22 protein-coding genes are annotated in these 20,020 nt (G+C 60.6%); 12 read left to right on the top strand and 10 right to left on the bottom strand.

Translation table 11 applies throughout. From position 1 onward, the window contains the following. The first annotated feature begins 191 nt into the window (after nt 1-191). Together HU759_RS23730 and HU759_RS23725 are read left to right on the top strand one after the other, a co-directional pair. A complete protein-coding gene (locus HU759_RS23730; protein WP_169985094.1) occupies nt 192-725 on the top strand; it encodes a gluconokinase in 534 nt (177 codons plus the stop codon). 84 nt (nt 726-809) lie between these two features. Further along, entirely contained in the window at nt 810-2,162 is a 1,353-nt protein-coding gene (locus HU759_RS23725) for a GntP family permease (RefSeq protein WP_056859617.1), read from the top strand. A 139-nt stretch (nt 2,163-2,301) separates the two neighbouring features. On the opposite strand, the gene alaC is transcribed toward HU759_RS23725, so the two are convergent. Beyond that, nucleotides 2,302-3,501, bottom strand: coding sequence for an alanine transaminase (gene alaC, locus HU759_RS23720; RefSeq protein WP_017135427.1), 1,200 nt, complete (start codon nt 3,499-3,501; stop codon nt 2,302-2,304). A gap of 195 nt (nt 3,502-3,696) precedes the next feature. Here alaC and HU759_RS23715 point away from each other — a divergent pair, with 195 nt between their 5' ends. Beyond that, the gene (locus HU759_RS23715) at nt 3,697-4,179 is read left to right on the top strand and encodes a GyrI-like domain-containing protein (protein WP_017135428.1); all 483 of its coding nucleotides are present in this window, start codon (nt 3,697-3,699) and stop codon (nt 4,177-4,179) included. Between the two features lie 43 nt (nt 4,180-4,222). Here HU759_RS23715 and HU759_RS23710 read toward each other — a convergent pair whose 3' ends face one another. The 4 genes from HU759_RS23710 to HU759_RS23695 are packed head-to-tail and all read right to left on the bottom strand — an operon-like array spanning nt 4,223 to nt 6,881. Continuing rightward, nucleotides 4,223-4,828, bottom strand: a complete 606-nt coding sequence (locus HU759_RS23710; protein WP_017135429.1) for a pyridoxamine 5'-phosphate oxidase family protein — start codon at nt 4,826-4,828, stop codon at nt 4,223-4,225. 36 nt (nt 4,829-4,864) lie between these two features. Next, nucleotides 4,865-6,073: a type II toxin-antitoxin system HipA family toxin gene (locus HU759_RS23705; RefSeq protein WP_026013559.1), complete on the bottom strand. Its 1,209-nt coding sequence runs from the start codon at nt 6,071-6,073 to the stop codon at nt 4,865-4,867. Further along, a complete protein-coding gene (locus HU759_RS23700; RefSeq protein ID WP_017135431.1) occupies nt 6,066-6,320 on the bottom strand; it encodes a helix-turn-helix domain-containing protein in 255 nt (84 codons plus the stop codon). The genes HU759_RS23705 and HU759_RS23700 overlap by 8 nt, the downstream gene beginning before the upstream one ends. A 42-nt stretch (nt 6,321-6,362) precedes the next feature. Further along, a complete protein-coding gene (locus HU759_RS23695) occupies nt 6,363-6,881 on the bottom strand; it encodes a GNAT family N-acetyltransferase (protein WP_186618141.1) in 519 nt (172 codons plus the stop codon). 148 nt (nt 6,882-7,029) lie between these two features. Here HU759_RS23695 and HU759_RS23690 point away from each other — a divergent pair, with 148 nt between their 5' ends. From HU759_RS23690 to HU759_RS23675, 4 genes are read left to right on the top strand one after another with little or no spacing between them, the layout of a single operon-like run. After that, complete coding sequence (locus HU759_RS23690) at nt 7,030-7,449, top strand: nuclear transport factor 2 family protein (protein WP_169985084.1); 420 nt, start codon at nt 7,030-7,032, stop codon at nt 7,447-7,449. Between the two features lie 42 nt (nt 7,450-7,491). Continuing rightward, entirely contained in the window at nt 7,492-7,836 is a 345-nt protein-coding gene (locus HU759_RS23685; protein WP_017135434.1) for a YciI family protein, read from the top strand. A gap of 36 nt (nt 7,837-7,872) precedes the next feature. Further along, entirely contained in the window at nt 7,873-8,349 is a 477-nt protein-coding gene (locus tag HU759_RS23680) for an SRPBCC family protein (protein WP_186618140.1), read from the top strand. Continuing rightward, complete coding sequence (locus tag HU759_RS23675) at nt 8,346-9,569, top strand: RNA polymerase sigma factor (RefSeq protein WP_186618139.1); 1,224 nt, start codon at nt 8,346-8,348, stop codon at nt 9,567-9,569. Before HU759_RS23680 ends, HU759_RS23675 begins: the two co-directional genes overlap by 4 nt. Before the next feature lie 123 nt (nt 9,570-9,692). Here the strand turns inward: HU759_RS23675 and HU759_RS23670 are convergent, their stop codons facing one another. Beyond that, nucleotides 9,693-10,547 (bottom strand): LysR family transcriptional regulator, encoded by an 855-nt coding sequence (locus tag HU759_RS23670; protein WP_099550467.1) that lies wholly within the window; start codon nt 10,545-10,547, stop codon nt 9,693-9,695. An 88-nt stretch (nt 10,548-10,635) separates the two neighbouring features. On the opposite strand from HU759_RS23670, the gene HU759_RS23665 reads away from it, so the two are divergent. Further along, the gene (locus HU759_RS23665) at nt 10,636-11,076 is read left to right on the top strand and encodes a multidrug/biocide efflux PACE transporter (protein WP_017137890.1); all 441 of its coding nucleotides are present in this window, start codon (nt 10,636-10,638) and stop codon (nt 11,074-11,076) included. On the opposite strand, the gene HU759_RS23660 is transcribed toward HU759_RS23665, so the two are convergent. Continuing rightward, entirely contained in the window at nt 11,063-11,968 is a 906-nt protein-coding gene (locus HU759_RS23660; RefSeq protein WP_186618137.1) for a LysR family transcriptional regulator, read from the bottom strand. The two genes, HU759_RS23665 and HU759_RS23660, sit on opposite strands and share 14 nt — an antisense overlap. A 50-nt stretch (nt 11,969-12,018) precedes the next feature. Beyond that, a complete protein-coding gene (locus tag HU759_RS23655; RefSeq protein ID WP_017137888.1) occupies nt 12,019-12,777 on the bottom strand; it encodes an SDR family oxidoreductase in 759 nt (252 codons plus the stop codon). Nucleotides 12,778-12,883: 106 nt separating this feature from the next. Here HU759_RS23655 and HU759_RS23650 point away from each other — a divergent pair, with 106 nt between their 5' ends. Next, nucleotides 12,884-13,780: a LysR family transcriptional regulator gene (locus HU759_RS23650; RefSeq protein ID WP_017137887.1), complete on the top strand. Its 897-nt coding sequence runs from the start codon at nt 12,884-12,886 to the stop codon at nt 13,778-13,780. Here the strand turns inward: HU759_RS23650 and HU759_RS23645 are convergent. After that, a complete protein-coding gene (locus tag HU759_RS23645; protein WP_017137886.1) occupies nt 13,777-14,694 on the bottom strand; it encodes a LysR family transcriptional regulator in 918 nt (305 codons plus the stop codon). The genes HU759_RS23650 and HU759_RS23645 overlap by 4 nt on opposite strands. Before the next feature lie 618 nt (nt 14,695-15,312). On the opposite strand from HU759_RS23645, the gene HU759_RS23640 reads away from it, so the two are divergent. The 3 genes from HU759_RS23640 (at nt 15,313) to HU759_RS23630 (ending at nt 18,216) form a co-directional block, all read left to right on the top strand. Then, complete coding sequence (locus tag HU759_RS23640; protein ID WP_170039788.1) at nt 15,313-16,098, top strand: 5-oxoprolinase subunit PxpA; 786 nt, start codon at nt 15,313-15,315, stop codon at nt 16,096-16,098. A gap of 268 nt (nt 16,099-16,366) precedes the next feature. Then, nucleotides 16,367-17,245: an allophanate hydrolase subunit 1 gene (locus tag HU759_RS23635; protein WP_017137884.1), complete on the top strand. Its 879-nt coding sequence runs from the start codon at nt 16,367-16,369 to the stop codon at nt 17,243-17,245. After that, nucleotides 17,242-18,216 carry a biotin-dependent carboxyltransferase family protein gene (locus tag HU759_RS23630; protein ID WP_186618135.1) on the top strand — a complete coding sequence of 325 codons (975 nt, stop codon included), beginning with the start codon at nt 17,242-17,244 and terminating at the stop codon, nt 18,214-18,216. Before HU759_RS23635 ends, HU759_RS23630 begins: the two co-directional genes overlap by 4 nt. Nucleotides 18,217-18,339: 123 nt before the next feature. Here HU759_RS23630 and HU759_RS23625 read toward each other — a convergent pair whose 3' ends face one another. Then, nucleotides 18,340-19,956, bottom strand: a complete 1,617-nt coding sequence (locus HU759_RS23625; protein WP_017137882.1) for an inorganic phosphate transporter — start codon at nt 19,954-19,956, stop codon at nt 18,340-18,342. Nucleotides 19,957-20,020: the final 64 nt, after the last annotated feature.

The raw sequence follows: 20,020 nt of genomic DNA, 5'->3' as shown, positions 1-20,020 counted from the left end.
GAGGCACTAAGGTAGCGCTGTCTCCAAATGGCTGCAAATTATTGAACGTTGGGTTGCCTGATCCTGTTCAAACAGTTGGAGAGGATGCACGCGTCACTCCATAAAAATGACAAGTCGGCGCGGGAAAAGCCTGTTTTTGCACTAGCCTTACAGCGTGCAAAGGTAGCGCTATCTGCGTCCTGAGGTGTTTCATGAGTCAACCTGTTACCGCCCTGGTCATCATGGGTGTTTCCGGCTGTGGCAAGTCCAGCGTCAGCGAAGCCCTGTGCCGCCTGAACGGCGCCACCGCCATTGAAGGCGACAGCTTTCACCCCGCCGCCAATATCGAAAAGATGAGCGCCGGCCACCCCCTCAACGACGACGACCGCGCCGGCTGGCTCGATATCCTCTGCGATGAACTGCGCCGCTCGCTCAAAGCGGGCGAGCATCCGGTGCTCACCTGCTCGGCCCTCAAAAAGAAATACCGCGACCACCTGCGCGAAGCCGCGCCGGGCCTGGGGTTTGTGTTCCTGGAGCTGACCCGCGCCGTGGCCGCTGACCGCGTATCCCATCGCCCCGGCCATTTTATGCCGGCAAGCCTCATAGACAGCCAGTTCGCCACCCTCGAATCGCCCGTGGGCGAGCCGCTGACCCTGGCGCTCAATGCCAGCGAAGACAGCGTTGAGGACTTGGCCAAGCAAACCAATGCCTGGTGGCTGCAACACGGCTTTGAACCTACTCATTAATTTTTTGCCGGAAAAGGTAGCGCTACCCCCGGCGAAAGATTCAATACCCGCTTTAATAACAACAACAAACAGGAGAGACCCCCCATGTTTGGCATGTCCCACGAGTCCTACCTGCTGCTAGACGCAGTGGTCACAATCATCGGGTTGATCGTTCTGATCACCCAATTCAAGGTGCACCCGTTCATTGCACTGATCATCGCGGCCGGCTTTCTCGGCCTGACCTCGGGCATGCCTGTGGACAAGATCATCAAGGCATTCCAGGACGGTTTTGGCGGTGTGCTTGGTTTTGTCGGCATTATCCTCGCGCTGGGCACCATGCTCGGCAAGATGATGGCCGAGTCCGGCGGCGCCGATCAGATCGCACAGACACTGATCCGTGCCTTCGGCAAAGACAAAGTCCAGTGGGCGATGATGTTCGCTGCGTTTCTGGTGGGCATCCCGCTGTTCTTCGAGATCGGTTTTGTACTGCTGATCCCGCTGGTATTTATCGTCGCGCGCCGCACCGGCGTGTCGCTGATCAAGATCGGCATCCCGCTGCTCGCCGGCCTGTCGGCGGTACACGGCCTGGTGCCACCGCACCCTGGCCCGCTGCTGGCCATTGGCGTGTTTGGCGCAGACATCGGCAAGACCATCCTGTACGGCCTGATCGTCGCACTGCCGACCGCCATTATTGCCGGGCCGATTTTCGGCACGTTTATCGCCAAGTACATTCCGGGCAACCCGTCCCAGGAACTGGTCGACCAACTGGCCCGCGAGCCAGAGTCAAAAAGCCTGCCGAGCTTCAGCATCACCCTGATCACCGTGCTGCTGCCGGTGTTCCTGATGCTGCTCAAAACCTTCGCCGACGTCGCGCTGCCGGACGGCCATGCCATCCGCAACTGGATGGACATGATCGGTCACCCGATCACTGCGTTGCTGCTGGCGTTGCTGCTGTCGCTGTACACCTTTGGCCATCGCCAGGGCATTCACTCCAAGCAAATCCTCAAGCTGCTCGACGCCAGCCTCGCGCCGACCGCTGCGATCATCCTGATCATCGGCGCCGGTGGTGGTTTCAAGCAGATGCTGGTGACCAGCGGTGTGGGCGACGTGATCGGCCACATGGCGGTGAACGCGCAGATCAACCCGATTCTGCTGGCGTGGCTGGTGGCGGCGGTGATTCGTGTGGCCACAGGCTCCGCGACGGTCGCGACCATTACCGGCGCAGGCATTGTGGTGCCGGTGGTCGGGATGATTCCAGGGGTTAACCGTGAGCTGCTGGTGTTGGCGACGGGGGCGGGGTCGTTGGTGTTGTCTCACGTCAACGATGCGGGGTTCTGGCTGGTGAAGCAGTACTTCAATATGACCGTGGTCGAGACGTTCAAGACCTGGACGGCGATGGAGACCATTCTGTCGGTGGTGGCGCTGATCTTTATCATGTTGCTGTCGTTGGTGGTGTAACAGGCGCACCACAAAACCTATGTGGTAACCCAATCAAATGTGGGAGCTGGCTTGCCTGCGATGGCGGTGTTGGATTTACCATCGCCATCGCAGGCAAGCCAGCTCCCACATTGATTCGGTTTCTTCAGGTCGTTCAGGATCAGGCTTTATCCGCCCGGAACATCCCGCGAATCCCGCGTACCGCCTGGCGAATCCGGTCCTGGTTCTCGATCAGCGCAAAGCGCACATGATCATCCCCGTACTCACCAAACCCAATCCCTGGCGACACACACACTTTGGCTTCCAGCAGCAGCTTCTTGGCAAATTCCAGCGAACCCATGGCGGCATACTGCTCGGGGATTTTTGCCCAGACGTACATCGACGCCTTGGGATTCTCGACCATCCAACCCAGCTCATGCAGGCCTTTGACCAGCACGTTACGGCGCTGGCGGTACTGCTCGGCAATGTCCTTCACGCACTGCTGATCACCTTCCAGCGCCGCAATCGCTGCCACTTGCAGCGGGGTGAAGGTGCCGTAGTCGTGGTAGCTCTTGATCCGCGCCAGGGCGTTGACCAGTTCCGGGTTACCGACCATAAAGCCGATGCGCCAGCCGGCCATGTTGTAACTCTTGGACAGGGTGAAAAACTCCACCGCAATGTCCTTGGCGCCCGGCACTTGCATGATCGACGGCGCTTTCCAGCCGTCGTAGACGATGTCGGCGTAGGCCAGGTCGTGGACAACAAGCACGTCGTACTGCTTGGCCAGGGCGATCACACGTTCGAAGAAATCCAGTTCCACGCACTGCGCGGTGGGGTTGGACGGGAAGCCCAGAATCATCATTTTCGGCTTGGGGATCGAGCCACGAATCGCCCGCTCCAGCTCGGCGAAGAAGTCCACGCCCGGCACCAGCGGCACCGAACGCACCTGGGCGCCGGCAATCACGGCACCGTAGATGTGAATCGGGTAGCTGGGGTTGGGCACCAGCACGGTGTCGCCCTGGTCGAGGGTGGCCAGCATCAAATGCGCCAGGCCTTCCTTGGAACCGATGGTCACGATGGCTTCGGTTTCCGGGTCGATATCCACTTCGTAGCGGTCTTTATACCAGCGCGAAATCGCCCGGCGCAGCCGCGGAATGCCTTTGGAAGTGGAGTAGCCGTGGGTATCTTCACGCTGGGCGACGGTGACCATTTTTTCCACGATGTGGGGAGGCGTGGCGCCGTCAGGGTTACCCATGCTCAAGTCGATGATGTCTTCGCCGCGCCGACGCGCAGCCATCTTCAGCTCGGCAGTGATATTAAAAACGTAAGGGGGGAGTCGATCTATGCGCGCAAAGCGGCGCGGCGAACCTTGGTCTGCCATTGTTGCCTCGAGGTACGTAAGCGCCCGGAACCGTCCGAGCGACGTCGGCCACTGCGGTGGCCTGCGGGGCAGACAATACGGTCGATGATGGCCAGTTGTCCAGATGTGTAGGAAAAATTTCTACTTGGAGTGAAGCCTGGATATGCCCCTATACTCGATGCGGGTTTGTTCCCTCATAAGAAGGAGACTGTTCGTATGGATCAGCAGACAAAACAACCGTTAGAGCCACGCATGGAAGCCGGTAAAGCCTTGGTAATCGCCGGGGTACAAGGGCGTTATTCAAAGGCCACAGTGGGTGATATCCCAAAGCTGTGGGAATTGTTCGACACTTGCATCAAAGACATTAAAAAGCGCGTCGGTGGCGTGACCTATGGTGTGTGCCATAACCCCCACCATGGCGAGTTCGACTACATGGCCGGGGTTGAAGTCCCGACTAAAAGCGACGTGCCGAGCAACTTCGAGTTCATCGAAATTGCACCGCTCAACTATGCCGTGTTCCCACATTACGGGCCGGTGCAGGCACTTGAGCAAACCTACGAACGCATCATGTTCGAGTGGTTGCCGCACTCGGGCTACAAGGTGATGGGCGCGGATTTCGAACGCTACAGCGCCGATTTCGACGCGCGCAAGGGTACGGGGACGGTGGAGATCTGGCTGCCGGTTGGCGAAAAGGGCTGACGGCGGTGCTGTCAGCGCCGGCAAGCCGGCGCCGACAGACGTATCAATACAGCGTGTTTTTGACCCGCTCCGGCATCTCTCGGTCATAGGCCTCGGCATCAAACTGCCCAGCATTGAGCCGCTTGTGAAACGCTCCGGCCGACGGCAGTGCCGAGCGGTCCAAGTGCTTCTCGGGGTTCCAGCAATCCGAGCGCACAAAGGCTTTGGAGCAGTGGAAATATGCGGCCTCCACCTGCACCAGAATCACCGAACGCGCCGGTTTGCCATTCACCGCAAAACTCTCCAGCAGCTCGGGCTCGATGGAAATCTGCGCCCGGCCATTCACGCGCAACGTTTCGCCAACCCCCGGGATGATGAACAGTAAGGCAATGCGTGGGTCTTGCAGCAGATTGCGCAGGGTGTCGAGCCGGTTATTGCCCGGCCGGTCCGGGATCGCCAAGGTGCGCTCATCCACAATCCGCACAAACCCCGGCACATCACCACGTGGCGAGCCATCAATGCCGTCCGGCCCGGATGAACTCACCACCACCAGGGGCGACGCCCGCACCATGGCCTGGTAGTCCTCGTTGAGAAACGCGATCTCCTTGCGCACCGCCCGCTCGTGGGGGAGGCCGTAGAGGGTTTCGAGTTGTTCGAGGGTTGTCAGCATATTCACCACCTTGTCCTTGGATGAGTACAGAAGCGTTCAGCCACCGAAGCTCTGCTGGTAGCTCTGGGCGGATTGTCGAATGGCTTTTGCAACGTCAGGCGCTAACCGACAGTATTCGTCTTCGCGCTTGAGCACGACCTCAAGGGTTTGAAGCAGCGCCTGAATACGCGCCTGAGGTTCTGCAATTTCGCAGGTTCTTGCAAACTCAAGGATGCCCAAGCGTGAGGCAAACATTGATTTGTTGCCGGACAGATCCAGCGCAAGTGTGTCTTCAGGTATATAGGCGGTGGTATTCACGATGTCGTAAGCCGGGGCCAGGCGCGCGTCAAATTTAATCGGGTCACTGTAGAGCACACCGAAGTTTTTCAGGTGAGCATCGCCATTTCCCACGATGCAACTCAAAGCCACGCTATCGAACAATTGGTCCAACGAGCTGCGTTGGTTTTCTGGTGAGCAAAACGCGCGTACAGCCTTGGCGATGGCGGCATAGCTCTTGGTGTATTTCTGTTCGGCAGACAGGCCCATCAGTGTGGTCATGTCTTCGAAACCCAGCGGGTTGAGCTGCGCGTCGCGATCAAAGCGCCGCATGATGAATAGCTTATGGTTCTGCGACAGATAAAACGGCGGCACGGGCAGGCCTGCATCCCGCGCAATGGACATGCACAGGTATTCATTGATGGCCAAGCCCGGAAACTCATCGCGCCCGCTTTTGATAATCAGGTCGTTGGTTTTTGAGGTGAATTTTTGCTCGGGAGTTTGAGGTTTTTCTGGCACCAGCACTTTGGGCTGTACGCCAGAAATGCCCGCTCGCAGAATGTAACGGTCCACCAAGTCGGCGAACAGGTCTTCTGCTCCATCCCACGCGAGAATTTCTGCCAGGTTCTCTCCGTTTGCGGGCGGACCGTTGCGTTGGATCAATTCGTTTATCTGATCGGAAATCACGAAAACCCGGCCAATCGGTGCACTGCTACCTGATAAGGCCAGTAACAGCATCGGGTCCACTTTTACCGTTTTAGCCAGACGGTTACGCAATTGTTCCAGTACGTAGCCTTCGGGCAAATTCATTTGAAAGATTGGATGCAATTCGCGGCGGCGATATTCTTCTGCGCGCACGGGCATGGTAAGGCTGATGGCGCTTTGGGCCTGTGCCTTAGCGTCGTAGCGAAACAGGTAATCATCAGCGCCCACCAAGACGCTGCCGCTGTCGCCCTGAGGCGTATGAACGCTAAGAGCGGGGCTATTCATTGAACAAGTCCTCTAACTCTTCAAGTGTCGGCAGAGTCACTGGCACTAATTTGACCTCACTGCCCAGGGCGGCAATCACGCGAGCATAGGCATTCATGGAAACAGAGAGGCTGCCCTTCTCGATTTCGATCAGTTTTTGCCGGGTAACGCCCGCAAGTTTCGCCAGGTCCGCTTGTGTATAGCCACGGTTGAGGCGCATGGAGCGAACTTGTTGGCCTAAGCGTTGGGTGATAATAGAAGTGTCCATGTCACGTATTCATTACTTTTGATTATTTAAGTCATATATACGTTACATTTTTAAGCTGTCAATGCCATCCCGACCAAACACCCAACTCAACCTGCGCTCATACCCAACCCGCCCCTTATACGCCTCCCCGCTGTCCACCCACCCGGCCGCCAGATACAACCCCATCGCCGCCACATTGTCCGTGTCCACCGACAACTCCAGCGCCTTGATCTGCGGCCACGCCTGCAGGGCCGCCGCCGGCAATGCCTGTAAACACGCTTTGCCAAACCCGTGCCCTTGCTGGTGCCGGTCCACCTGCAACGCATGCAGCGTGGCGCTGTGTTCATCGGCCCAATGGGGCAGGCAGGGTGGGCGTTTGAGCAGCAGGAAGGCCACGGGCATTTCGTCGGCCAGTAGTGCAAAGCCTTTGATTGCGCCGGGCTTGGGGTTGACCAGCAGGCTGTTGAGCGCGCAGTAGATATCGCCGGAATACGCCAGTTGCTCGGGGTGCACTTGCAGGGTGTCGAGGTGCTGTTTTTGCACAAGGCTCAGCGTCTCATAGGCGACGAGGCGGGTTTCCATCGGGGGCGCATCCGAAATCCTACAAAGAGGCGTGGATTCTAGCGGGTTTGATGCACGCGAAATTATTTTTCAGTGGCGTGTCGATTTCATTCAAGGCCATTCGACCAGGAGTGTCCTTTGTGATTTTCCAACCCCCAGGAGTATCGCCATGAGCACTGCAATCAACACCCTGATCGAGCAATGGAAACAAGCCGTACTTGATCGTGATATCGACAAAATTGTCAGCTATTACGCCGACGATATCGTCTCGTTCGACGCCGTCACTGCGCTGCAATTCAAGGGCAAGGCCGCCTACCGCGCCCATTGGGACGAATGCATGAAGCATTGCCCTGGCCCGGGCATTTTCGAATTTCATGAGCTGCATATCGTTGAGGCGCCCGACAGCGCGTTTGCCCACTGGCTGGCCCACTGCGGCGGCGCCGGGCCGGATGGCGTGGTGAAGGCGTGCTGGATGCGCGTGACTGCCGGCTACCAGCGTATCAACGGGCAGTGGAAGGTGGTGCATGAGCACTGGTCGGCGCCCTTCGACATGGAAAGCGGCACGGCATTGTTCGACCTGAAACCTTGACCGCCACGAACTATAGTCAGTAGTCCGAAAACGGAGAGTGCCATGAAATACCTCTGCCTGATCTACAGCAACGAAGAGGTGTTGCACACCTCGCCCGACAGCCCGGCGGACCCGGAGTGTTTTGCCTACGCCGAGGCCATCCAGGCCAGCGGCCGAATGCTCGCCGCCGAGCCGTTGGAGTCGGTGAGCACCGCCACCACCGTGCGCATGCGCAATGGCAAGCTGTCGATCACCGACGGGCCGTTTGCCGAAACCAAGGAACAGCTCGCCGGGTTTTACCTGATCGAGGCCAAAGACCTGAACGAAGCGATCCAGGTGGCGGGCGGCATACCGGCAGCCCGGGTCGGCAGTGTGGAAGTGCGCCCCGTGCGTGAATTGAATCTCTGAACACAACAACCACAAGAGTTTAAGGAGGTTTACCCCATGAATACCCAACCTGCTGAATTTGAACTGTCCATCAGCCGTTTGATCGACGCACCGCCAAGCAAGGTGTTTCGCGCCTGGACCACGCCCGAGCTGTTACAGCAATGGTGGGGGCCACACGGCATGACCACGCCGGAGTGCGAAATGAACCTGTGGGTCGGTGGTCTGTTTCGTACCTTGATGCGCGCGCCGGATGGCGCCGAATACCCGACCTCCGGCGTATTCCTGGAAATCAAGGCGCCGAACCGGCTGGTGTTTACCGATGCCTATGCGCCGGGCTGGGTACCGTCGGGCAAGCCGTTCATGACCGCCGAAGTGACCTTCGAAGCCGTCGACGGCAAGACCCAGTACACCGCCCGCGCCATGCATTGGAGCGAAGCTGACAAGCAGGCCCACGAAGCCATGGGTTTCCATGACGGCTGGGGCCAGAGCCTCGACCGCCTGGTGGCTTTGGTGACCCAGGGCATGCCCGATTGACCCCGCAGGTCGAGGCGATTTACCGCAGCGAATCACGCCGCGTACTGGCGACGCTGATTCGCCTGCTGGGTGATTTCGACTTGGCTGAAGAGGCGCTGCACGAGGCGTTTTTTATTGCGCTGCAGCGCTGGCCGCAAGACGGCGTGCCGGATAACCCACGGGCCTGGCTGGTCTCCACCGGCCGCTTCAAAGCCATCGACCGCCTGCGCCGACAGGCACGTTTTACCCCGTTACTGCAGGAGCAGGCCGACGCGCTGGAAGCGGCTGACTGGAGTGAGGAAGACGTGGAAGACGACCGCCTGCGCCTGATCTTCACCTGCTGCCACCCGGCGTTGGCACCCGACGCCCAGGCGGCGCTGACCTTGCGTGAGATCTGCGACCTCACCACCGAAGAAATCGCCCGCGCCTTTCTGGCCACGCCCACCACCATCGCCCAGCGCATCGTGCGCGCCAAGGGCAAGATCCGCGAAGCAAAAATCCCCTACCAGGTGCCAACCCTGGACGCGTTGCCCGAGCGTCTGGACAGCGTGCTGCGCGTGGTTTACCTGGTGTTCAACGAAGGCTATTCGGCGTCCATGGGCGCCGACCTCACCCGTGAAGACCTGACCCGCGAAGCCATTCGTTTGGGGCGTTTGCTGCTGGAGTTGCTGCCAGAGCCGGAGGTCATGGGCTTGCTGGCGCTGATGCTGCTGCATGAGTCGCGCCGAGCAACGCGCACCTCGGCCGACGGTGAGTTGGTGTTATTGCATGAACAGAATCGCGCAGTGTGGGACGCGTCCTTGATTGCTGAAGGCTGCGCACTGGTGGAGCAGGCGTTGAACACACGGCGTTTTGGCCCGTATTGCCTGCAAGCGGCAATTGCGGCAGTGCATGCCGAAGCGCCCGAGGCTGAGGACACGGACTGGCTACAGATTGTCGGCCTTTACGATGTGTTGCTGCGCGAAGTGCCATCGCCGGTGATCGAGCTGAACCGCGCTGTGGCGGTGGCGATGGGGCAGGGGCCGTTGGCGGGGTTGCAGTTGGTGGAGGGCATCTTGCAGCGCGGGGAGTTGCGCGATTATCACTTGGCGCATTCGGCGCGCGGGGAGTTTTGCCGGCAGTTGGGGCGGGTTGAAGACGCGCGGGAAGCCTATGAAAAAGCGCTCTCACTCACCCAGCAAACCCCAGAAAAACGCTTCCTCGAAAGCCGCCTCGCCGAACTCAAACTTCCCATACAATGAAAATCAAAACTGTGGGAGCTGGCTTGCCTGCGATAGCGGTGTGTCAGCCGCCAAATTCTAGACTGGCTCACCGCCATCACAGGCAAGCCAGCTCCCACCTGGAACCTCAGTGTCCGGACAGAATCACTCCAGCATCTTGCCCAGCAACCAACTCCCCGCCGGCCCCGGTGGGTGGTGCCTTGACCAGAGCGCATCCACCGCCACCGAGCGCGGCCAACTGCGCGCCTTGAGTTCGACCAAGTGGTCGCCACCAAAACGCTCCACCAACCAGCGCGGAATCGGTGCCCAGCCAAACCCCAGCTGTGCCATCTCCATCAACATCAAGTAACTGGGCGCTGACCACACCCGCCCGCTGGGGCGGGTTTCAGTCGGGTTGATGATGCTGGCCAGGCGCAATTCGCGGTGTTGCTGCAAGGTCTGCGCCGGGATGTTCTTCAGCTTGGCCAGCGGGTGCGTGGGCGCCGCGAACAGGGCAATTTCGGTACGTTCTTCGACCGGCGCGCCGGTCAGGTCGGGCGGGTAAGTGTCTTGTTTTTCGATAAACGCAATCTGCGCCCGGCCGCTTTGCACCAGGGCGATCAGGTCTTCGCATTCGGCGATCAGGCATTCCAGCTCAAGGTCCGGGTGGCGCTGCTCAAAGGCCTTGAGGGCGATTTCAAAGCGGTCGGACTGGTAAGTATCGGACATGGCGATGGTCAGCTTGGGTTCCAAACCCTGTGACAACTGGCTCGCCGCCAACTCCAGGCGGCTGCTGGCCTCCAGCACCTGCTCGGCGCGTTGCAACAGCACATGGCCGGCTGGCGTAAGCGTCGGCTTGCGGCTGCTGCGATCAAACAGCACCACATCCAGATCAATCTCCAGGCTCGCCACCGCCGCGCTGACGGTGGACTGGCTTTTACCCAGCTTGCGCGCCGCCGCCGAAAACGAGCCTTGGGTAGCCGCCTGCACAAACGCCTGCAGCACTTCATTGGAGGCCATGACTATCGCCTATATCGATGGTTATTAGTTATGAAGTATCGAGTCAAAGGGTAATCATGGCAACCATCGTCACTCAAGGAGCCGGGTCATGAACCCTACCAAGTCGATTACTGAACGTGTTTGCCAGGCCATTGGTTTTGAAGGGCTGGCCTTATTGATCTGTACGCCGCTGCTGGTCTGGATCACCGGCCGGCCGGCCCTGGAAATGGGCGCGGTGACCCTGGGCATCAGCCTGTTGGCACTGAGCTGGAACGTCATTTTCAACAGCCTGTTCGACCGCCTCAAAGCCCGCCTGCAATTGACCAGCGGCGGCTGGACCCGCGTGGTGCATGCGCTGTTGTTCGAAGGCGGCCTGATCATCCTGGCGGTGCCATTGATTGCCGCGTTGATGAAGATCAGCCTGCTGGAAGCCTTCATCCTCGACATCGGCGTGCTGCTGTTCTTCCTACCGTACACCTATGTGTACCACTGGGGTTATGACGTGCTGCGGGAAAAAATCGTACAGTCCCGTGTACCTAGCCAAGCTTGAGCGAGGCCACAAACTCCAGAAATGCCCGCACCTTGGCGGCGGGCAAGTGCCGCGACGGGTAATAGGCGTACAACGGGAAACGCTCGTCCGGCCAGTCGGGGAACAGCTCCACCAGGCTGCCGGCCTGGATCGCCGAGTCCAGGCCGAGGTCGAGCATCTGCGCCACGGCATGCCCGTGTTCACACACGCTGTATAAGGTGCTGGCGTCGTTGACCACCAAACGGCCGTTGGTGCGCACAATCACTTGCTCGCCGGGCCGGTGGAATTCCCAGGCAAACGGGCGACCGGTTTGCGAGTCGCGAAAATCCAGGCACATGTGCCCGGTTTCCAGGTCTTGCGGAATCGCTGGTCGGCCGTATTGTTCAAGGTAAGTGGGGGAGGCCACGGTGAGCACGCGCACTTCCATCAGTTTGCGGGCGATCAGCGAGGAGGACTGTGGGATGCCGAAGCGAATGGCCAAGTCAAAGCCGTCGGCCACCAGGTCGCCGAGTTGGTCACGGGTGTGCAGGTCGAGTTGCAGTTGCGGGTATTGGCGCATGAAGTCGCCGAGTACAGGGCCAAGTACCAGCCGCGAAAAATACGGGTCGATGTTCACCCGCAAACGCCCGCGCACGGTGAGGGCGCTGTCGGCCGCCGAATGGGCGGCCTCCTCCAGCCCGGCCAACAGCGGGGCGATTTGCTGGTAGAAACGTCGCCCTTCGTCGGTCAATTGCACCGAGCGGGTGGTGCGGTCGAACAGGCGAATGCCGAGGCGTTTTTCCAAGCGGGAAATCGCCCGGCTGACCCCCGAAGGCGTCATCTCCAGGCTGTTGGCGGCGCGGGCAAAGCTGCCGCTGTCGACTACGGCGGCCAATACGCCCATGCCGCCGGCCAAGCCTGGATCAAAACTCATCGGTGATTGCCCGTCAGTGATCTGAAGGCATTGATGCTAGCGCAGAATGCTTACAGAAACATGCCGCCCGAGGCTTCGATGCGCTGGCCGGTGATCCAGTTGCTGCCATCGGCCAGCAGAATCGAAATTGCACCGCCAATATCGTCCGGCAAACCGGCACGGCCCAGGGCGGTGTTGTCGGCCACCATCGCATTCACCTGTGGGTTATCGCGCACTGCGCCGCCGCTGAAGTCGGTGGCAATCGCGCCGGGTGCCAGGGTGTTGACGGTGATGCCACGCGGGCCGAGTTCTTTGGCCTGATAACGCGACAGCACTTCCACGGCGCCTTTCATCGACGCGTAGGCGGCGTAGCCCGGCAGGCTGAACCGCGCCAGGCCGCTGGAGATGTTGATGATGCGCCCGCCATCGCTGATCAGCGGCAGCAGTTTTTGGGTGAGGAAAAACGGCGCCTTGAAGTGAATGGCCACCAGTTTGTCGAACTGCTCTTCGGTGGTTTCGGCAAAGCTGGCGTGAGCGCCGATGCCCGCGTTGTTGATCAGGAAATTAAAATGTTGCTGGGCGAAAACGTCTTTGAGCACCGTAGCGATTTGCCCGACAAAAGCATCGAAGCTGCCGCTCTGGCTGACGTCCAGTTGCAGCATGGCGGCGCGGCCGCCCAGCGCTTCAACCTGTGCCACCACCGCTTGGGCCTCAGTGGCGGCGCTGTGGTAGGTGCCGATGATATCCACGCCTTGTGCGGCAAGGTGCAAAGCGGCGCTTTTGCCAAGGCCACGGCTGGCGCCGGTGATGAGTGCGATTTTACGAGTCATGCGGTAGTCCTCATGGGTGATCAGTGGGACTGAGTGTATTTGTCCGCCTATAACGTGATAAACAGGCTGATATCGGAATCACTGGCCGGATAAGGCGAACAATCCCATGAACAAACTTGAGCTACTGCGCACCTTCGTGCGCGTCACCGAGCTGTCGAGTTTCACCCAGGCCGGCGAGAGCCTGGGCCTGCCACGCTCCACCGTGTCCGAGCACGTGCAGGCGCTGGAAGCATTGCTGGGTGCGCGCCTGTTGCAGCGCACCACGCGCACCGTGCAAGCCACCCAGGACGGCCGCGTGTTGTATGAGCGCAGCAAGGATTTGCTCGCGCACATGGAAGAGCTCGAAGGCCTGTTTCGCCAGGATGAAGCGCAATTGGCCGGGCGCATTCGGGTGGATATGCCCAACGCCATGGCGCGCGGCCTGGTGATGCCGCAGCTGCCCTCGTTCATGGCGCGCCACCCGTTGGTGGAGATGGAAATCAGCAGTTCGGATCGCCAGGTCGACGTGATTGCTGAAGGCTTTGATTGCGTGGTGCGCGTGGGCGCGCAACCCGATCAAAGCGTGGTTGCGCGCAAGGTGTGCAGCATGCCGATGGTCAACTGCGTAAGCCCAGCCTACCTGCAACGTTATGGCGTGCCCGAAACCATTGCCGACCTCGCGCAGCATCAACTGGTGCATTACGTGCGCCCGCTCGGTGCGCGCTCGGCCGGGTTTGAATACCTGCTGGGTAACAAGGTGCAGCGCGTGGCCATGGCCGGGCGCGTGACCGTCAGCAGCACCGATGCCTACCAGGCGGCGTGTCTTGGCGGCTTGGGGATTATCCAGGTGCCGCTGCTCGGCATTCGCGATTTATTGGCCAGTGGCGAGTTGGTTTCGGTGTTGCCGGACTACCTCGCACCGCCGCTGGACGTCTCCATGCTCTACGCCGGCCAGCGGCATTTGCCGTTGCGGGTGCGGGTGTTCATGGAGTGGCTGGCGGCTACCTTGCAGGCGCGTATTTAACGCCGCGCCGACAACTGTTGCGGTGCCAGGAAGGCGTCGTGGAAGTAATCGCGGAACGCTTGCATCGCCGGGGTAAACGCGCGCTCGCGGTGCCAGGCCAGGCCGACGCTCATGGGCGTGACGGGGTCGGTGACGGTCAGGGTTTCGATGCGCTTGCCCTCCAGTGACCATGGCCGATGCACCAGATCCGACAAAATCGCCACGCCGCTGCCATTGGCAACCATGCTGCGCACCGCCTCCACCGAACTGGTGCGCAGCCGCACGTTCGGCGTTTGCCCGGCCTGTTCCCAGTAGCGCATGGCACTGTGCTCGGCTTCGTCGACGGTCAGCAGGATGTAAGGCTCTTGTGCCACATCCGCCAGGCTCACGGCGCCGCGCTCGCACAACGGGTGATGGCTGGGCAGCCACAGGCGGCGTTCGGAGTTGAACAGGATTTCCGAGACGATATCCGCGTGAGTCAGGTTGGCGGTGAGCACCACGGCCATGTCGAACTGGCCGTCGAGCAGGCCGTGTTCAATGGCCTGGCGCTCCTGCTCGAAGACGTCGATGGTTACGTCCGGGTGCCAGTGTTGCATGCGTTGCAAGTGATGCGGCAGGAAGTAACCCAACACCGTGTAGCTGGCCGCTACCCGCAATACGCCACTGGCGCGGTAGTCGGGCAGTGGGCTGTTGAGGGCGTCGTCCACGCTGCGCACGATCACATAGGCGCGGTTGAGAAAATGCCGCCCGGCGTCGGTGAGGTTCATGCCCTGGGCCGAGCGCACGAACAACTGCACGCCGAGCATCGCCTCCAGTTCCTTGATCGCGGTGGTCACCGCCGACTGGGAGATGTTCAGGTGAATGGCGGCCTGGGAAATCTGGCCGATTTCGGCGGTGGCGACGAAGTAGCGCACTTGGCGCAAGGTCAGGGACATGGCTTTCTCCGATCGTTCCCACGCTCTGCGTGGTAACGCCTCTTGTGACGCTCTGCGTCACGCTTTGGGACGCGGAGCGTCCTGGGCTGCATTCCCACGCGGAGCGTGGGAACGATGTTTGGGGAACGATCTTTGGGCCCCCGATCGTTCCCACGCTCTGCGTGGTAACGCCTCTTGTGACGCTCTGCGTCACGCTTTGGGACGCGGAGCGTCCTGGGCTGCATTCCCACGCAGAGCGTGGGAACGATGTTTGGGGAACGATTTTTGGGTCTCCGATCGTTCCCACGCTCTGCGTGGTAACGCCTGTTGTGACGCTTTGCGTCACGCTTTGGGACGCGGAGCGTCCTGGGCTGCATTCCCACGCGGAGCGTGGGAACGATGTTTGGGGAACGATTTTTGGGTCACTGATCGTTCCCACGCTCTGCGTGGTAACGCCTCTTGTGACGCTCTGCGTCACGCTTTGGGACGCGGAGCGTCCTGGGCTGCATTCTCACGCGGAGCGTGGGAACGATCTTTGGGTATCTGATTTTCAGAAGATGGGCCATCTGATAATAGATCTTCCCAAGGGGTCAAGCCCCAGCCTACTTTCAGTCATCTTCTTTTGGCGGAGCGACCTCGATGCAGGCAGTGGATTTCAATTCGGACATGGGCGAAGGCTTCGGCCCCTGGACCATCGGCGATGGCGTCGACTTTGACCTGATGGCCTACATCAGCTCGGCCAATATCGCCACCGGCTTCCACGCCGGCGACCCCGGCACCATGCGCCGCACCGTCGAACGCGCCAAGCAACTGGGTGTGGGCATCGGCGCGCATCCGGGCTTTCGTGACCTGGTGGGGTTCGGCCGTCGGCACATCAACGCACCGGCCCAGGAACTGGTGGACGACATCCTCTACCAACTCGGCGCGCTGCGCGAAATAGCGCGTGCCCAAGGTTTGACATTGCAACATATCAAGCCCCACGGCGCGCTTTATATGCACCTGGCCCGCGACGAAGAAGCCGCTCGGCTGCTGGTGCAGAACCTGCAAATCATCGAGCCGACGCTGTTGCTGTATTGCATGCCCAACTCGGTGATCTGGCGCGTGGCCAAGGAACTGGGGCAACCGGTGGTGCGCGAGTTTTACGCCGACCGTGAGTACGACCTGAGCGGGTCCATTGTGTTTACCCGCAATGTGCGTGCACTGGACCCTGCAACCGTTGCGGCGCGCGTCCTGCGTGCTTGTCAGACTGGCCGGGTGCGAACCGTAGAAGGCGAAGACCTGTTGATCGAATTCGACTCCATCTGCCTGCACAGCGACACGCCCGGCGCGCTGGAACTGGTGGAAGCCACCCGCGAAGCCCTGGATCAGGCCGGGATTGTGGTGACCAACGAGCGCTCCGTGTTGAACGGGCATGTTGTTGGTTGAGTAGGCTTTCTGTGGTTGGCAGGCTTGTCCTGATGAGTGGGCTTTCTGTGGCGAGCAGGCTTGCCCTGCGCTGGGGCGCGTAGCGGCCCTGAAACCATACGGCCGAGGTTTACCCGTAACTGCACGGTTGGCTGTGATGGGGCCGCTGCGCAGCCCAGCGCAGGGCAAGCCTGCTCGCCACAACAAGCGGGCTAACCACAACACAATAAGCTGACGATCCATTTGATTTTTTGCCTGCCTTTCTACAATGATTCCAAGAGGAACAGACATGGCTGAAACCACCCCCATCCGCTACAGCTTCGGCGGTGATGAACACCTGTTTGCCGAGGTCAGCGACAGCATGTCCCTGGAGGCCTTTTTCACAGGCATGGCCGTGACCCGCGCCGTGGAGCGCCTGGCGTTGGAGGGCGTGCTGGATGTGTGCCTGGCCAATGCATCGTTCCAGATTCGTTTCGACCCCGACCGCATCGCGCCGCATGTGCTGCTCGACGCCGTGCAAAGCGCCGAAGCCCAGGCCGTGGCCGAGCGCACCTTGCACACGCGCATCATCGAAATCCCGGTGCTCTACAACGACCCCTGGACCCACGAAACCCTGATGCGCTTTCGCGACCGCCACCAAGACCCCAGCGGCACCGACCTGGAATACGCCGCACGCATCAACGGCCTGGCCGATGTGGACGCGTTTATCGCCGCCCACAGTGGCGCGCCGTGGTTTGTGTCGATGGTCGGGTTTGTTGCGGGCTTGCCGTTCATGTTCCAGATGGTCGAGCGCGAGCGGCAATTGCAGGTGCCCAAGTACCTGCGTCCGCGCACCGACACGCCCAAACTGACCCTCGGCCATGGCGGCTGTTTCGGTTGCATTTACTCAGTGCGCGGCGCGGGTGGTTACCAGATGTTTGGCGTAACCCCGGCGCCAATCTACGACCCGGCGCAGCAGTTGGCGTACCTCAAGGAACACATGGTGTTCTTCCGCCCGGGTGACATCGTGCAGTTCAAACCGATGGACCGCGACGCCTACGATTTGGCGGTGGCCGAAGTGGAGGCAGGGCGTTTTGATTTGCGTATCCGCCCGGTGGAATTTTCCCTCGATGCGTTTCTCGCCGACCCCATCGGCTACCCGAAAACCCTGCAGGAGGCGCTGGCATGATCAAGGTCCTCAAACCCGGCCTCGCCACTTCTGTGCAAGACCTTGGCCGTGAAGGTTATTACCACTTGGGCATTCCGCCTTCGGGCGCTCTGGACCAGTACGCATTGAGTGCGTCCAACCACTTGGTCGGCAACCCAGCCGGTGCGGCGGGCCTGGAGTGCACACTGATCGGCCCTGAACTGGAGTTTCGCCAGGACGCATTGGTGGCGCTCAGTGGTGCGCTGATGTCGCCGCGCCTGGATGGTGAAGTGGTGCATCAGGACACCGCTTTCCCGGTGCGCGCCGGGCAGGTGTTGCGCTTTGAGTTTCCCAAGGCTGGCGCGCGCACGTATCTGGCGGTGGCCGGTGGCATCGACGTGCCGCGGGTGCTCGGCAGCCGCTCGACGTACACCCTTGGTGCGCTCGGTGGGTTTGAAGGGCGACGCTTGCAGGAAGGCGATGAACTGCCGATCGGCGAGGCCAGCGGAACAGGCCGCGCGGGCAATAGCTTACCGATGGCCTTGCGCCGTTCGGTCGGTGGCGACGTGACCCTGCGCGTGGTGCCAGGGCTGTATTACGAGCGCCTGACGGATGCGGCAAAAAGCAGTTTTTTTGCTGAGCCGTGGACGGTGGGCTCCGAGGCGGATCGCATCGGCTATCGCTTCAAGGGCGGCAGCGCCTTGAGTTTTCAACCACGCGAACAACCGTTTGGTGCTGGCTCGGACCCCTCGAATATCGTCGACAGTTGCTACCCGATCGGTTCGATCCAGGTGCCGGCGGGGTTGGAGCCGATTGTGCTGCACCGCGATGCGGTGTCGGGTGGCGGCTACGCGATGATCGGCACAGTGATCAGTGCCGACCTGGACTTGATCGGGCAGATGCAGCCCAACCAGCGGGCGGGGTTTGTGGCGGTGACACTGGAGGAAGCACTGGAGGCGCGGCGGATCTACAAAAAGCGCTTGAAGGCCATGGCTGGATTGTTCAATCACTGACACACCCTAAAACCCATGTGGGAACAGGTTTGTGTGGGAGCTGGCTTGCCTGCGATGCAAGCGCCTCGGTCTGTCAGTTGAACCGAGGTGATGCCATCGCAGGCAAGCCAGCTCCCACCGAGGTCAGAACAGTTTGGTGAACAGCCAGTACAGGCTGCCCGACAGCAAAATCGCCGCCGGCAAGGTCAGCACCCAGGCCATCAGCAGATTGCGGATGGTCTTCATCTGCAAGCCACCGCCATTGGCCACCATGGTGCCTGCCACACCCGACGACAACACATGGGTCGTCGACACCGGTAGCCCGAACATATCCGCCGCACCGATGGTCAGCATGGCCACCGTCTCGGCCGAGGCGCCTTGGGCGTAAGTCAGGTGCGTCTTGCCGATTTTTTCGCCCACCGTGACCACGATGCGTTTCCAGCCGACCATGGTGCCCAGCCCGAGCGCGATGGCCACGGCGATCTTCACCCACAGCGGGATAAAGCGTGTGGACGCGTCGATCTGGTCTTTGAACAGTTTCAGCTTGCCTTGGGTGTCGGCGTCGAAGTTGCCGACCTTGCCCTTGTCCATCAAGCGAATGGTTTCACTGGTCAGGTACATGTCGTTGCGCACGTTGCCGACGGCTTCAGCGGGGACTTTGGCCAGGGAGCCGTAGCCTTTTACTTCGTCACCAATCTGGCCGGCGAGGGCGGCGAGGGCCGGCACCAGTTCCGGGGTGGCTTCCTTGGTGCGTACATAGGTCGAGAGAATCGGCCGTGGGTCGCCTGGCAATACTTGCGGTGCGCTTTTCACCAGTGCCACTTGGGTCACTTCAGCCACCGCAGCAAACTGCAAGGACTGCTCGGCCGGCATGGTGCGGTTCAGCGCGTACGCCATCGGCAGCGTCCCCACCAGGATCAGCATGATCAGGCCCATGCCTTTTTGCCCGTCGTTGGAGCCGTGGGCGAACGACACACCAGTGCAGGTGGCGATCAACGCACCGCGAATCCACCATGGCGGCGGGGTGTCGCCCTTGGGGGCCTTGTACAGCGAGCGGTTTTTGACAAAGGCGCGCAGCGCCAGCAACAGCAGGGCGGCAAACGCAAAACCGATCAGCGGCGACAGCAGCAGGGCATAACCGATCTTGGTGGCTTGGCTCCAATCCACACCGCTGGTGCCATCACGCCCGTGCATCAGGGCGTTGGCGACGCCGACGCCGATGATCGAGCCGATCAGGGTGTGCGATGACGAGGCTGGCAAGCCCAGCCACCAAGTGCCGAGGTTCCACAGGATCGCCGCGATCAGCAGCGCAAAAATCATGGCGAAGCCAGCCGAGGAACCGACCTGCAAAATCAGCTCGACCGGCAGCAAGGCGATGATGCCGAACGCCACCGCACCGCTGGACAGCAGCACGCCGAGGAAGTTGAAAAAGCCCGACCATACCACCGCAAAGTGCGGCGGCAACGAGTTGGTGTAGATCACCGTCGCCACGGCGTTGGCGGTGTCGTGGAAACCATTGACGAACTCAAAGCCCAGGGCAATCAACAGCGCCACGCCCAGCAGCAGGAACGGCGTCCAGGTGGTGACCACGGTGCCCAGTTCGGTCATGTCGTGCATCAGGCTGTAGGCGGTAAACAACAAGCCCATGGCGAGCACGGCGAAGAAAATGATCACGGTGAGCAGGCCGGGTTTTGTATCCAGCCGGGGTTTGGGGTCTGCGTGTGTGGCGGTGTTGGAAGCGGTCAGGGAAGGGGTGGCCATGCCGGAGCATCCAGTGTGGGGAGGATGGTCTTGATGATCATTGCAGAATGTTACAGAGATGCTG

Origin of the sequence: Pseudomonas sp. OE 28.3 (assembly GCF_014268205.2) — a bacterium.
Classification (GTDB): domain Bacteria; phylum Pseudomonadota; class Gammaproteobacteria; order Pseudomonadales; family Pseudomonadaceae; genus Aquipseudomonas; species Aquipseudomonas edaphica.
The sequence above is the reverse complement of the archived record's forward strand: the minus strand, read 5'-3'. Positions and strand labels throughout refer to the sequence as shown.

Excerpts from the sequence above, each read along its gene's own strand:
- HU759_RS23730 (WP_169985094.1), top strand. The coding sequence starts at position 192 with ATGAGTCAACCTGTTACCGCCCTGGTCATCATGGGTGTTTCCGGCTGT.
- HU759_RS23725 (WP_056859617.1), top strand. The coding sequence starts at position 810 with ATGTTTGGCATGTCCCACGAGTCCTACCTGCTGCTAGACGCAGTGGTC.
- alaC (WP_017135427.1), bottom strand. The coding sequence starts at position 3,501 with ATGGCAGACCAAGGTTCGCCGCGCCGCTTTGCGCGCATAGATCGACTC.
- HU759_RS23715 (WP_017135428.1), top strand. The coding sequence starts at position 3,697 with ATGGATCAGCAGACAAAACAACCGTTAGAGCCACGCATGGAAGCCGGT.
- HU759_RS23710 (WP_017135429.1), bottom strand. The coding sequence starts at position 4,828 with ATGCTGACAACCCTCGAACAACTCGAAACCCTCTACGGCCTCCCCCAC.
- HU759_RS23705 (WP_026013559.1), bottom strand. The coding sequence starts at position 6,073 with ATGAATAGCCCCGCTCTTAGCGTTCATACGCCTCAGGGCGACAGCGGC.
- HU759_RS23700 (WP_017135431.1), bottom strand. The coding sequence starts at position 6,320 with ATGGACACTTCTATTATCACCCAACGCTTAGGCCAACAAGTTCGCTCC.
- HU759_RS23695 (WP_186618141.1), bottom strand. The coding sequence starts at position 6,881 with ATGGAAACCCGCCTCGTCGCCTATGAGACGCTGAGCCTTGTGCAAAAA.
- HU759_RS23690 (WP_169985084.1), top strand. The coding sequence starts at position 7,030 with ATGAGCACTGCAATCAACACCCTGATCGAGCAATGGAAACAAGCCGTA.
- HU759_RS23685 (WP_017135434.1), top strand. The coding sequence starts at position 7,492 with ATGAAATACCTCTGCCTGATCTACAGCAACGAAGAGGTGTTGCACACC.
- HU759_RS23680 (WP_186618140.1), top strand. The coding sequence starts at position 7,873 with ATGAATACCCAACCTGCTGAATTTGAACTGTCCATCAGCCGTTTGATC.
- HU759_RS23670 (WP_099550467.1), bottom strand. The coding sequence starts at position 10,547 with ATGGCCTCCAATGAAGTGCTGCAGGCGTTTGTGCAGGCGGCTACCCAA.
- HU759_RS23665 (WP_017137890.1), top strand. The coding sequence starts at position 10,636 with ATGAACCCTACCAAGTCGATTACTGAACGTGTTTGCCAGGCCATTGGT.
- HU759_RS23660 (WP_186618137.1), bottom strand. The coding sequence starts at position 11,968 with ATGAGTTTTGATCCAGGCTTGGCCGGCGGCATGGGCGTATTGGCCGCC.
- HU759_RS23655 (WP_017137888.1), bottom strand. The coding sequence starts at position 12,777 with ATGACTCGTAAAATCGCACTCATCACCGGCGCCAGCCGTGGCCTTGGC.
- HU759_RS23650 (WP_017137887.1), top strand. The coding sequence starts at position 12,884 with ATGAACAAACTTGAGCTACTGCGCACCTTCGTGCGCGTCACCGAGCTG.
- HU759_RS23645 (WP_017137886.1), bottom strand. The coding sequence starts at position 14,694 with ATGTCCCTGACCTTGCGCCAAGTGCGCTACTTCGTCGCCACCGCCGAA.
- HU759_RS23640 (WP_170039788.1), top strand. The coding sequence starts at position 15,313 with ATGCAGGCAGTGGATTTCAATTCGGACATGGGCGAAGGCTTCGGCCCC.
- HU759_RS23635 (WP_017137884.1), top strand. The coding sequence starts at position 16,367 with ATGGCTGAAACCACCCCCATCCGCTACAGCTTCGGCGGTGATGAACAC.
- HU759_RS23630 (WP_186618135.1), top strand. The coding sequence starts at position 17,242 with ATGATCAAGGTCCTCAAACCCGGCCTCGCCACTTCTGTGCAAGACCTT.
- HU759_RS23625 (WP_017137882.1), bottom strand. The coding sequence starts at position 19,956 with ATGGCCACCCCTTCCCTGACCGCTTCCAACACCGCCACACACGCAGAC.